This is a genomic window from Flavobacterium sp. KH_035, assembly GCF_057839565.1.
In genome coordinates, this window is the sequence record NZ_CM174492.1 from 1,172,820 (window position 1) to 1,185,464 (window position 12,645).

Sequence of the window (12,645 nt, forward strand, 5' to 3'; positions counted from 1 at the left end):
TTTGTTCCACGTGGAACTTGTGTTTTGTTTCATGCTTCAATTTTCAAGCTTCAATTTTCACTCTCAAATTAGAAATACCCACTCACTCCTTAACGCTTTACTTCTTCAAATCTCTATACTTTTCAAACCTGTTGTTTCACGTGAAACAATTATAAACCCTTCAAATATCAGCATCCTTTCTGTTCCACGTGAAACATTTATCCGCTCTTCGAAATACCAAAATCTATTCTTCTTTCACGTGTTCCACGTGAAACACTTTAAAATATTCCTACTTTTTATTAGTTTGTTTCACGTGGAACACATAAAAACAAATTCAAAAAAAAGAATTTAAGCTACTGTTCCACGTGAAACATCGCTATTTTTTCATTTTCTTTAGAACGCATTAACTCAGCTTCAGAATCACTCTTGTCTTTATATCCACAATAATGTAATATACCGTGAGCTAAAACTCGCTTTAATTCTTCTTCAAAAGACACATCAAAATCTTTAGCATTATCCTCAACTCTTTCAACAGAAACAAATATATCTCCGTTAAGTTCGTTTCCAACAGTGTAATCAAAACTGATTATATCTGTTAGTGTGTCGTGATCCAGATATTCTACATTTATCTTATGAAGATATTCATCGTCACAAAAAATATAATTTATCTCTCCTTCGTTCTTATTTTCAGAAACGATTACTGCACTTAACCAATCAGAAAAGGCTTGTTCGTTGTCTAAAGTAAATTCGGTTTCGTAATTAAAATTGATCATTTTGTATTAAAATATTCTTGAACCTTTTGATTAAAATTCGAGCGCAAAGGTAGTGATTGTCTGTTTAATATCTCTACACTGTTTAAATATTCCAATAATGAGCTCGGCAATGCATTTGCTCTATTAGAAAATTCAGCTTTATTAGTTTCAGATTGACGCTTACTATCTTGTCCTTGTTGTTGGACAGCATTGTTCAGTTTTAGTAACTCCTGCTGAATATTAAGAATACGCTGCAAGTTTTCATTCTTAAAACCTTTATTTAAAAGTTGCTTTTCAGAAGCTTTCATTTGATCAATTACCGACTTGCCCTGAGAATCTAATCCTTTTTTAGCCAACTCTTTTTGCAAAGCTTCACGTAGTTTCACCTGCTCTTTATAAATTTCCATGATTGCTTCCGCATCTCCTTCTCCATCATCACCCTCTTTATTCTCATTTCCTTTTCCACCATTCTTGTTTCCCTGACCGCTTTTACCACTTCCATTTTTACTCTGACCATCTTTACCCTGCCCTTCTTTGCTTTGTCCATCCTTTCCATCACCGCTCTTTCCTTCTCCTAGTTTATCACCAGGTTTGTCTCCCGGCTTATTACCCGACTGCATACCCGCTTTCATTTTATCACCTAAACCTTTTTGTTTTTGAATAATATCTGGTAACTGCATCCCTTGTCCATCACCCGGTTTTGGTTTTCCAGATCCCGGTTTTGACATAGACATCTGCATGTTGTTTAATAAATCACTTAAAAAATCGGCAAGTTTATTTGCAGAAGAAACCGCATACTGCTGATGGGACACTCCTTTTGGAACCTGAACATCGCTTAAACTTTCGATCGCTTTATCAATATTGTACTGCACATTACCAATTTCCTTGGTTACATCTTCTGCCACTTTTGGGTTACGAAGTGACAAAGCAAACAAACTATCATCAACATAACGAAACTGTTGTTTCAGGTTTTGTTGAATTTTAATATTCTTTGTGTAAGCCGAAGACCCAAGTTTCATAGTTCTAAACTGTTTCATCACATCTTCCTGAGATAAAGAGTACGCCAAAAGATTATCGAGAATTTGGCGAAGCATTGCAACATCTTCCTCCATTTGTTCCTGCTCTCCACCTTCCATTCCAGCATCCATTAGTTCGGCCATGCTTTTCATTTTCTTTGCAGCACTCTTTTGTTTTGGTTTGGCCGAAGATGAATTCTTTTTACCCAACTCCTCAGAAGCTTTTTGTAAATCATTCTTCACATCTTTCTCTTTTGAAGCGTCAGATGGGATATCTAATGGAGCTTTTAATGTTTTATTTTCTTCTTTCAGATCCTTTAAATCTTCCTGTATTTTATCAAAATCCTTATTGATATCTTCCTGTTTATCTTGTGTGTTTTCTTTGTCTTTATTTGAAAGCTGTTCTTGTTTGTCTGCAAGCTTGTTTAATTTTTCAGCAACCTGTTCTGCTTTCTTAGATACATAAAAACGCTTGGTTAGTTCCACCAATTGCTCCAAATTACGAGATTGATTCTTACTGATTTGTTTGAACTTTTCCATCTTATCAAACAAATCTTCGCTATTCAATTTATCATTTAAGCTCTTCAATTCATCCATTAACTTCTGATTCTTTTCCAAATCCTTTTCTGCATTGTCGAGTCTCTTTTGTAAATCATCAGCCGTTTTGTCTTTTTTCTCAGACTGAAACTTATCTAAATTCTTATTCATTTTCTCTGTAAACTGTTTCATCAATTCATCCTGTTGTTTCTGACGTTTGATAAAATCATTTACTTTCTGCTGATCTTTAAATTCTAAATTATCTTTCTCTTTTCCTGCCTTCTGAATCTTATCCATTTCAGAAAATTGCTTTGTTTGATTTTTTAAAGATTTCTCTAAACTATTAATATTTGCATTCTGCTGTTGCAATTCCAAATCATGAATTTCATCTGTAGTTGAAACACGATCAGAAAACACAGAAGACTTTGTGCTTTTAAAACCATGAGGTGCATCGTTATCAAAAACCTCAAAATAATATTCATACGATACGCCTTCCTGAACAGACAGGTTACTTGGAAAATTAAAAACGAACTGATCAAATACACCTGACTTTACAGGTATTGTTCCACGCTTGGCAGTGTTTGGTTTGTTTCGTTCATAATAAACAACCTGCAATCTAGACAATCCATAATCATCTCCTAATCTTCCTAAGACATAGTTTTTATCCAATTTTAAACTATCAGGAGCCGGAGCAACATTGATTGTTGGGTGCTGATCTTTGATAACTGACAGCTGGTAATCCAGTTTTTCGTAGTTTTTGACCTTATTATTTGAGGTAAGAATTTGATATTCTGTATTTTGACTGATATTTTTAGCTAATTTAAACTCGTTTTCATCCTTACTAAACTTAAAAACTAAGTTTTCACCCTTCCAAACAATCTCCTGAGTTGATTGTGTTTTCATTTTCCAGGTCACCAAAGTACCTTCAGGTAAAATAGCATTACCCGTTCCCTGAATAGTTTCCGATTTCTTTTTTAAATACGATGGAAAATTAAGCACCATTTCGAAGTTAGCAATTGAAGGAACTGTAATAACTTTCAACTCATATTCCTCCGATGAAACTGTATTTCCTACAAAAGAAAAAGAAACATTTTCTACCGGTTTTTCAATTTTGAATTCAAACTTTCCTGGTTGAGATGACTCCATAAAATAACTTTCATTACCAATATGAATCATAACATTTTCTGGTACCACCTTTCCAACGGATTCCATTTTAATTAGAAAATCTTTATTCTGTTCTGTTTGCAAATTCTGATTGAGAACCACAAATTTAAAAGGTGCCGGTGGCAGGAATGTAGCATTAAAATGTACTACCCTATTTAAACTTTGGGAAATAACGTTGCTGTTTCCTGAAATATAAAACACAACAAAAAGCAAAACAGGAACAATTGCTAATGGTAAATACTTTTTATTGGTTTTAAAATTGATTGCATTCCCAAAAGGGATTGGCTGTAAAGAATTGGCTTTTTGCTCTATGGAAGCCAGCATTAATTCTGAACTTTCTGCCGAGTTTCCAGCAGCAGACAGTTGCAAAAAATTAGTTAGTTTATCACTCACTTCTGTAAAATGATTTCCAATAATGGCTGAAGCCTGATTGTAATCTATTCCCTTTTGAAGTTTAAATAACTTAAAAACCGGAAATAAAATAAACCGAAACAAAAGAAAAACTTCTACTCCTATAAATAGCCAAAACAATACGGTTCTTCCAAATGGTTTTAACCATAGGAAATACTCTATGAAAAGTGTAAAAAGAAAATACAACAGTCCGAATCCAATAAAAAGAAGTCCACCTTTTATCAATTCGTTTGTATAATATTTTTTTATAAATGCTTCTAGCTTTTGGTATATAGCAGATGTTGTTTTCAATGTGAATCTGTTTTATTTATAACCTATAAAAGTACTAATTTTAATTAGATAATGATCAATTACATAATTAGTCAATTGTATTACAAATAAGTCATTATCACTATTAAAGTCATTTTCTAATTATCTAATTAGAGTCGTATCTTTGCATCAAAATTTAAACAAATGTCAAAGCAAGTTCGAGTGCGTTTTGCACCAAGTCCAACAGGACCACTACATATTGGCGGAGTACGTACTGCCCTATTCAATTATTTATTTGCAAAAAAAAATAATGGTGTTTTTTATTTAAGAATTGAAGATACTGACCAAACCCGTTTTGTTCCCGGTGCAGAAGCTTATATTATGGAAGCACTGGAATGGTTAGGAATTGCTCCTGAAGAAACTGTTGGAAAGAATGAAAAATTTGGTCCATACAGACAAAGTGATCGTAAGGAATTATACCAAACTTATGCCAGTCAACTGATCAATTCCGGATGGGCATACTATGCATTTGATACTCCTGACGCTCTTGATACTTTGAGAAAAGAACAAGAAGCCGAAGGAAAAACATTTATTTACAATCATACTATTCGTGAAAAACTAGATACTTCATTGGTTATTTCTGCTGAAGAAGTTGCTAAAAGAATCGCTAATGGAGAACATTATGTAATTCGTTTTAAAACTCCAGTTGATGAAACTTTACATTTGAAAGATATTATACGTGGTGATGTAAAATTTGAAACCAGCTTACTTGATGACAAAGTATTGTTTAAAAGTGACGGTATGCCAACTTACCACTTAGCCAATATTGTTGATGATCATTTGATGGAAACTTCACACGTAATTCGTGGTGAAGAATGGTTGCCATCAATGCCTCTTCACGTTTTGTTGTACAGAGCTTTTGATTGGGATGCACCTGAATTTGCACATTTACCTTTGATTTTAAAACCGGTTGGAAACGGAAAATTATCCAAAAGAGATGGTGATAAATTAGGATTTCCTGTATTCCCGCTAGAATGGAAAACAGAAGAAGGCATTTCTTCCGGTTACAGAGAAAAAGGATTTTTCCCGGAAGCAGTTGTAAACTTCCTTGCTTTATTAGGTTGGAATGACGGAACTGACAAAGAATTATTTTCATTACAAGAATTAGTTGAAGCTTTTGACCTAAACAGAGTTCATAAATCCGGAGCAAAATTTGATCCTGAGAAAAACAAATGGTTCAATCATCAGTATCTAATCAAACAAAATGACGCAGATTTAGCGAAAGACTTCTCTCCTATTCTAACTGAAAAAGGTATTGATGTTTCTAAATTTGATCTGACAAGAATTGTTTCTTCTATAAAAGAGCGTGCTCACTTCGTATCTGAATTTTGGGATTTGACCGATTTCTTTTTCCAGGTACCAACATCTTATGATGAAAAAGCAAGCAAAAACTGGAAAGAAGAAACACCAGCTTTAATGCAAGAATTAATTTCAGTTCTTGAAAATATAGAAGATTTTACTTCTGCCAATATTGAAACTATCGTAAAAGATTGGTTAACTAAAAATGAAATTGGAATGGGTAAAGTAATGCAACCTTTCCGTTTGAGTTTGGTCGGAGCCCTTAAAGGTCCTCACCTATTTGACATTGTTGAAATCATTGGAAAAGAAGAAACTATTTCGAGAATTCAGAAAGCAATTTCAACTTTATAAGCAGAATTTCCTTTAATTATAGAAACGCTAAGAAACATCAAACAAATGTTCTTAGCGTTTTTTTAATGTTTTAAAATTTTAAATTGGAAGAATATTCGTAATTTACAGCATCAAAAACTAAATAAGTATCACCATGAACACAGCATTTATTATTATTCTCGTCCTAGCATTCTTCATACTAATGTCTTCCTTTTTTACTGTGAAACAACAATCTTCGGTTATTATAGAAAGATTCGGTAAATTTTTGAGTGTTAGAAATTCAGGTTTGCAATTAAAAATTCCGTTGGTCGATCGATTGGCCGGACGTGTTAATCTTAAAATTCAACAGTTGGATGTGATCATTGAAACCAAAACTAAAGACAACGTTTTTATCAAAATGAAAGTTTCGGTTCAGTTCAAAGTTATTCAGGAAAAAGTATATGATGCTTTTTATAAACTAGAATATCCACACGATCAGATTACTGCTTATGTATTTGATGTAGTTCGCGCCGAAGTTCCCAAACTAAAACTTGATGATGTTTTTGAAAGAAAAGATGATATTGCAATTGCTGTAAAAAGAGAATTAAATGAAGCAATGACTACTTACGGTTACGATATTATCAATACTTTGGTAACGGATATTGATCCGGACATTCAGGTAAAAAATGCCATGAACAGAATTAATGCAGCTGACAGAGAAAAAACTGCTGCTGAATTTGAGGCCGAAAGCTCCAGAATCAGAATCGTTGCCAAAGCAAAAGCCGAAGCCGAAAGCAAACGTTTACAAGGTCAAGGTATTGCAGATCAACGTCGTGAAATTGCCAGAGGTCTTGTAGAAAGTGTTGAAGTTTTGAACAATGTTGGAATTAATTCTCAAGAAGCTTCTGCCTTAATTGTGGTTACACAACATTATGATACACTCCAAGCGATTGGTGCCGATGCCAATTCAAACTTAATTCTGTTACCAAATTCTCCGCAAGCCGGAAGTGATATGCTAAACAATATGGTTGCTTCTTTTACGGCATCCAATCAGGTTGGTGAAATGATGAAGAAAAACAATAAGAAAATTGTAAAACCAAAACCGATCGAACCACAGCAATCTGGTTATGAAGATGACATTCAACCGGAAGTAAAATAATTATTCAAAAAAAAAGAGGCTCATTTGCCTCTTTTTTTCTTTATAAACCAGTTGATAATGAACGGTAAAATAGATTGTAAAATTTGTGGATAGGAACTAAACAGATATTCTTTGTAAGAAGAAAAAACTCCGCTTACTATACTTTGCGGTGTTATAGACTCTTTTGTTTTTTGAAAACTTAGAACTAATTTTTGATAATTAATCTCCTTCTCCAGTTTCAGAATTTCTAAATCTCTTTCGATCTCCGCATATGATGAGTATTTTTTCGTCTCCATAATTAATCATTAAAAAATATTTCTGAAAATTTTTCCAAAATTGGACCTTCCACAAACTTATCTTTTACAAAGAAAAGTAATATCGTTGCCAAAAGATAGATCCCTCCTACTGCTAGAAATCCTAATGTATAACTTCCAAACAGGTAACTAAAAGCGAAGGCTGCTGCTACAGATCCAAAAAGTAATACCATTCCAACACATAGTAAAATCAAAGTAAACTTAAAAATTAAGGTGGTTGACTTCATGGCAACCTTAAAACCCCAAAGTTTATAGTAGGCCAAATGACTATCGAGATAAATTTTAGCCTGATCCTGAATATTCTCAGTATTTTCTTTTAATTCTTCAAAAGCCATAATTATAATTTGATTAAAAAAAGAAGCACAAAACTCGTGATTTAAAAATTGTAATTCGATTATTCTAAAGAGTAAAATAATCTACACAATTAATAAAATCATACTAAGCTTTGTGCTTCCTGAATTATTATTTCTGAAGTTTAGCGTTTTGTGCTTTTAAATCAGCTAGTTTAGTTTCTAAAAAACTAATTACTTCTTCTGTTTTATAACTCATATTTGAAAGTAATTCACCATAAGTTCCATCTAAATTTTCTTTTGCATGTGTAAATTTTTCACGCAAAACCTCAGAACTTGCTGAAAGCGAATCTTTCAAATTATGTGTTGCATCATCTAAACCTTCCTTAAGTTTAGCACGAGTTTTAGATCCTTTGTCGGGAGCAAATAAAATTCCAATCGCTGCACCAGCGGCCGCAGCACCTAAAATTGCTGCTACAGTATTTAAGTTCTTTGACATAATATTTCGTTTAAATGATTAATAAAGGTACTCTTTTTTTAAATTATAAAATACTGACTTGACGTTATTTAATAAAAGTTAACACTAATTTTAATACGCATAAGCTACAGCTTCATACTTTCCATCTGCTTTTTCAACAATACTCACAAACGGATATCCACTAGAAGCCAACTTTGTTTTTATTCTCATCGCAGTCTGATTTTGATTTGCAATTGGTGATTCACCTTTTGTCTTTGTCGAGACTCCTGAAAAATTAGCCACCTCTTTCAAACCAACTGTTTTTTCCTTAGGTAAAACAGTAACAAATTTGTAATCTGATTTAGAATCTACTTTGACCTTATCAGATATTTTTTTGGTTTCTTTTGTTTGTTTATTGGTTAACTGCGAAACCGCATATTTACTAATTTTATGTTCTTCAGAACTTCCGTTGAATGTATAATAAATTAGATCATTCTGTTGTTTAATAAAATTAACATCTAATTGTTCCCCATTGTGTTTCGTAATTTGATGGGTCTGACCTATTGCAATATTTGCAAACAAAAACGATAGTGTAATAATTATATTTTTCATAACTAAATAAAATTTAAATCCTTAAATGTTTGTAGTCAAAAAAAGAATAAAAAAATTTGAAACTATCAGTAAAAATAATTCTATGCTATTTAACATTATGAAATCACTTTGAAAAAATACTGACACACTGATGTATTATCAAAATCAAGTCACAATAAAAATTAGAATATAAAACAACTGATACGAATTCGTGTTTAGAATTAAAACTAAAATAAAAAATTATTCATTTTTAAACTTTAGCCCAACTCAATTTCGATTCCCAACTATGATTTCAAATTATCGAAAAAAACTTCTTCTATTTGACATTTGCATAAAAATACGAACTTTATAAACAATTGCGTGTTAATAACCCGTTAAACTGAGAAAAATAAGGTCAAAAATTAAAATAAAGATCCAAAATCAACGATTATTCAATAAATGAGTTAGGAGATGGAAGAAATAAAAAAATGGCTTAGAACTAAATTATGAAAGCTGTTTTTAATATAAATAATCTATATGTTTTATAAATATAATAGTTTTTATAAATAATAAATTTAATAATCAAAAAATACAAATTTAATAACTAAAATTGATTTAAAAATTTATCAGTCCATATCTCTCAAAAATCTGCAATTGGATCAAAATTTTGGTCTGAATATAAAAAACGGATGTAACTAGTAATTTTATAAACAAACTGTTGTTAATAAAGTCAAAACTACGCTGAAATAAAGCCTAAAGTTAAAATAAAGCCTAATTATTAACTATTATTCAAAAGATGATTAATGAATCGGAAGAATTAAATTTTCCTCTTAAATCTAATTTATGGAGGTCATTTTTTAAATAAAACATCTATTATTTTTCACAAAACAATAGATTATACAAATAATAAATAAAATATTTAGATTTAAAAAAAAACAATAGCTAAAACTAATAATAAATTCAGCTGAGTTTATTTTCACTGAAAATATGAAATTGGATTAAAATTTCAACTCGAATTTACAAAACTGATCGAATTCTTAACTTTATAAACAATCTCTTATCGAAAAGAGTAAAATCAAACCAAAAAAAAGTAAAAATTAAAATAAAGCTCAATTTTTAACTGTTTTTTAAAAGATGATTAATGAGTAGGAAAAATTAAATTTTCAGCTTAAATCTAATTTATGAAGGTCGTTTTTAATCTCTAAAAATTATACTTTTTTCAATATCAATAGAAAATACAAATAATAAAAAAAGCGCTTATAAAAAGCGCTTTCAATAGATTATAATTATATTATTTTTTAATCATCTCGGTAAGAATTTCAATTTCTCTCTCCGAAGCATTTTTCGGTAGATTTGAATATAATTTTAAAATATCTTCCTCAAACTGATTTCTTAAACTGTCATTTTCTAAATCTCTTAAATTTAAAAGTGCTTTAGATCTAACATAAGTAGATTCGCTACGAAGTGACATGGTGTATAATTTTTTAATATCCTCTTCTTCAAAATCAGCAGATTTCAGACTTGAATATTTCAAAATAAACTGAGCAAACAACAGTGAACCTTTATTATTGTTAATATTCTTCTTTAATGAATTTTGCAATAAAGAAAAACTGGTAACATTTTTAATGCTCTCCCCTATTGCACTTTCAATTGCAATACGCTCTGCTTTTGTCTCAACTTTAAAATATTTATTAATATCTTTCAAAGAATTATTGATACTGTTTTCTTCTTTTTTACCCTTCTCTTCCCAGGCATCTTTTAGTCCAACTGTTTTGTTAAATACTAATTTTGAAGGAGTTGAATCTTTATCAACAGTAAAATAACCCAAGCGCTGAAACTGAAATTTATCTTCATTTTGAGCTGTGGCCAGACTTGGTTCAACAAATCCTGTGATAGTTTCTAATGAATTTGGATTGACAAAATCTAAGAAATTTTTCTCTTTATAGCTGTCCGGAGCTTCGTCTGTAAACAAACGATCGTACATACGAACTTCGGCTTCAACAGCATGTTGAATAGAAACCCAATGTAAAGTTCCTGATACTTTTCGCTGACTTGCTTCTGTACCGCTTCCGCTTAAAGAATCGGTATCATACGTTACATGAATTTCAGTAATATTTCCAACAGCATCTTTTATAACACTTTCTCCTTTAATTATATAAGCATTTTTAAGACGCACTTCTTTGCCTAAAGTCAAACGGAAAAATTTAGCAGGAGCTTCTTCTAAAAAGTCCTCTGTTTCTATGTATAATTCTCTTGAAAAAGGTACTTTTCTGAAACCTGCATTCTCATCCTCTTGATTGTTCTCCGCTTCCAACCACTCCTCTTTTCCTTCAGGATAATTAGTAATTACCAATTTAACAGGATCTAAAACAGCCATAACACGAGGCGCAATCTTGTTTAAATCTTCACGGATACAGAACTCCAATACAGATACACTAATCAGGTTATCACGTTTTGCAATACCAATTGTATTGGCAAAATTACGCAATGAGGCAGCCGTATAACCACGTCTTCTTAATCCAGAAATAGTTGACATTCTTGGATCATCCCAACCGTTAACATGCTTTTCTTTAACCAGTTGCTGTAATTTTCTTTTACTAACAACAGTATGTGATAAATTACGTCTCGCAAATTCTCTTTGCTTCGGACGCAGCTTATTTTCTTCTAAAATCTGATCTAAAAACCAATCGTATAATTCACGATGCGGTAAGAATTCAAGTGTACAAAATGAATGTGAAATGCCTTCCAAATAATCACTTTGCCCATGAGCCCAGTCATACATTGGATAAATTTTCCAACTATCACCAGTTCTGTGATGATGTTTATGTAAAATTCTGTACATGATAGGGTCACGCATAAGCATATTGGTCGATTTCATGTCAATTTTAGCACGAAGAATATGAGTACCAGCCTCAAATTCACCGTTTTTCATTCTTTCGAACAAGTCCAAATTCTCTTCAACTGAACGATTTCTATACGGACTATCCGTTCCTGTAGTCGATGGAGTCCCTTTTTGAATCGCCATATCTTCTGAAGACTGGCTATCTACATAAGCTTTATCTTTCTTAATCAATAAAACAGCCCAATCATATAATTGTTGAAAATAATCTGAAGCATAACGTTCTTCTGACCAATTATATCCTAACCACTCAACATCTTTCTTAATAGCATCAACAAACTCCTGCTCTTCTTTCTCCGGATTTGTATCGTCAAAACGTAAATTTACAGGTGACTGATAATCAATCCCTAAACCAAAATTTAATGCAATAGAACTTGCGTGTCCAATGTGCAAATAACCGTTTGGTTCTGGTGGAAAACGAAAATGAAGTTTAGTTTTAGAAAGACCTGATTTTAAATCTTCTTCTATGATTTGTTCAATAAAATTGAGTGATTTCTCTTCTGATGCCATTATTTTATAGTAATTTTAGCAAAGATAAAAAAGTTTACAGTTTTCGGTTTACAGTTTACAGTTTTCTTTAGAAACTTATCAGTAAACGTGCAACTTGGAACATAAAACCTGAAACTAAAATTAAAAATGGGAGTTATAAAATTAAAAAACATCCGTACTTTTTCGTACCACGGATGTTTGATTGAAGAAGGAAAAATTGGATCTGATTACACTGTTGATCTAAAAATTAAAACCAATTTACAAAAATCAGCACAAACGGATCATTTATTAGACACTGTTGATTATGTACATTTGAACAAAATTGTAACCGAAGAAATGGCAATTAGGTCTCATTTATTAGAGCATGTTGCCAAAAGAATCAATATTCGTGTACTTTCGGAGATAGAAATGATAGAAAAAACGACAGTTTGGGTTTCTAAAATAAATCCTCCTATTGGTGGTGATGTTGAAACAGTTACTATAAAAATGACGGAAATCAGAAAGTAATTTTTTCTTAAAAAGAACTAATTTTTTAAAATAGTTACTTTGAAACTTTTGAAATTTAAAGATTTTAGTTACTTTTGCCATCCGTTCAAGTAATGGCGTCGTGGCCGAGCGGCTAGGCTGGGCTCTGCAAAAGCTCCTACTCCGGTTCGAATCCGGACGATGCCTCAAAAAGAGATACAGAAATGTGTCTCTTTTTTTTATACCT

The 12,645-nt window shown here is 31.8% G+C and carries 10 protein-coding genes and 1 tRNA gene; 4 read left to right on the top strand and 7 right to left on the bottom strand.

The genetic code is table 11. From position 1 onward, the window contains the following. Window positions 1-332 precede the first annotated feature (332 nt). Both ybeY and AC3IS6_RS05130 read right to left on the bottom strand, forming a co-directional pair. Window positions 333-752, bottom strand: coding sequence for an rRNA maturation RNase YbeY (gene ybeY / locus AC3IS6_RS05125; RefSeq protein WP_489163965.1), 420 nt, complete (start codon window positions 750-752; stop codon window positions 333-335). After that, the gene (locus AC3IS6_RS05130) at window positions 749-4,150 is read right to left on the bottom strand and encodes a hypothetical protein (protein WP_489163966.1); all 3,402 of its coding nucleotides are present in this window, start codon (window positions 4,148-4,150) and stop codon (window positions 749-751) included. The genes ybeY and AC3IS6_RS05130 overlap by 4 nt, the downstream gene beginning before the upstream one ends. Before the next feature lie 162 nt (window positions 4,151-4,312). On the opposite strand from AC3IS6_RS05130, the gene gltX reads away from it, so the two are divergent. Next, window positions 4,313-5,818, top strand: coding sequence for a glutamate--tRNA ligase (gene gltX / locus AC3IS6_RS05135; RefSeq protein ID WP_489163967.1), 1,506 nt, complete (start codon window positions 4,313-4,315; stop codon window positions 5,816-5,818). A 133-nt stretch (window positions 5,819-5,951) separates the two neighbouring features. After that, entirely contained in the window at window positions 5,952-6,935 is a 984-nt protein-coding gene (locus AC3IS6_RS05140; RefSeq protein WP_173964532.1) for an SPFH domain-containing protein, read from the top strand. Window positions 6,936-6,955: 20 nt separating this feature from the next. Here the strand turns inward: AC3IS6_RS05140 and AC3IS6_RS05145 are convergent, their stop codons facing one another. The 5 genes from AC3IS6_RS05145 to AC3IS6_RS05165 form a co-directional block, all read right to left on the bottom strand. Next, a complete protein-coding gene (locus AC3IS6_RS05145) occupies window positions 6,956-7,210 on the bottom strand; it encodes a DUF6327 family protein (RefSeq protein WP_281922984.1) in 255 nt (84 codons plus the stop codon). A gap of 2 nt (window positions 7,211-7,212) precedes the next feature. Further along, on the bottom strand, window positions 7,213-7,563 hold the full coding sequence (locus AC3IS6_RS05150) for a competence protein (RefSeq protein ID WP_489163968.1): 351 nt from the start codon (window positions 7,561-7,563) through the stop codon (window positions 7,213-7,215). A 127-nt stretch (window positions 7,564-7,690) separates the two neighbouring features. Beyond that, window positions 7,691-8,017 carry a YtxH domain-containing protein gene (locus AC3IS6_RS05155; RefSeq protein ID WP_173964535.1) on the bottom strand — a complete coding sequence of 109 codons (327 nt, stop codon included), beginning with the start codon at window positions 8,015-8,017 and terminating at the stop codon, window positions 7,691-7,693. 90 nt (window positions 8,018-8,107) lie between these two features. After that, on the bottom strand, window positions 8,108-8,587 hold the full coding sequence (locus AC3IS6_RS05160) for a hypothetical protein (RefSeq protein WP_489163969.1): 480 nt from the start codon (window positions 8,585-8,587) through the stop codon (window positions 8,108-8,110). Between the two features lie 1,249 nt (window positions 8,588-9,836). Beyond that, window positions 9,837-11,954, bottom strand: a complete 2,118-nt coding sequence (locus AC3IS6_RS05165) for a glutamine--tRNA ligase/YqeY domain fusion protein (RefSeq protein ID WP_489163970.1) — start codon at window positions 11,952-11,954, stop codon at window positions 9,837-9,839. Window positions 11,955-12,080: 126 nt separating this feature from the next. Between AC3IS6_RS05165 and folB the strand changes: the two genes are divergently transcribed. Both folB and AC3IS6_RS05175 read left to right on the top strand, forming a co-directional pair. Then, entirely contained in the window at window positions 12,081-12,440 is a 360-nt protein-coding gene (gene folB, locus AC3IS6_RS05170) for a dihydroneopterin aldolase (protein WP_263362289.1), read from the top strand. 94 nt (window positions 12,441-12,534) lie between these two features. Continuing rightward, window positions 12,535-12,605, top strand: a tRNA-Cys gene (locus AC3IS6_RS05175). Window positions 12,606-12,645: the final 40 nt, after the last annotated feature.

What these genes read in the sequence shown, in the direction of transcription:
- AC3IS6_RS05140 (WP_173964532.1), top strand. Translation starts at nt 5,952, where the DNA reads ATGAACACAGCATTTATTATTATTCTCGTCCTAGCATTCTTCATACTA.
- AC3IS6_RS05155 (WP_173964535.1), bottom strand. Translation starts at nt 8,017, where the DNA reads ATGTCAAAGAACTTAAATACTGTAGCAGCAATTTTAGGTGCTGCGGCC.
- AC3IS6_RS05165 (WP_489163970.1), bottom strand. Translation starts at nt 11,954, where the DNA reads ATGGCATCAGAAGAGAAATCACTCAATTTTATTGAACAAATCATAGAA.
- ybeY (WP_489163965.1), bottom strand. Translation starts at nt 752, where the DNA reads ATGATCAATTTTAATTACGAAACCGAATTTACTTTAGACAACGAACAA.
- AC3IS6_RS05145 (WP_281922984.1), bottom strand. Translation starts at nt 7,210, where the DNA reads ATGGAGACGAAAAAATACTCATCATATGCGGAGATCGAAAGAGATTTA.
- AC3IS6_RS05150 (WP_489163968.1), bottom strand. Translation starts at nt 7,563, where the DNA reads ATGGCTTTTGAAGAATTAAAAGAAAATACTGAGAATATTCAGGATCAG.
- folB (WP_263362289.1), top strand. Translation starts at nt 12,081, where the DNA reads ATGGGAGTTATAAAATTAAAAAACATCCGTACTTTTTCGTACCACGGA.
- AC3IS6_RS05160 (WP_489163969.1), bottom strand. Translation starts at nt 8,587, where the DNA reads ATGAAAAATATAATTATTACACTATCGTTTTTGTTTGCAAATATTGCA.
- gltX (WP_489163967.1), top strand. Translation starts at nt 4,313, where the DNA reads ATGTCAAAGCAAGTTCGAGTGCGTTTTGCACCAAGTCCAACAGGACCA.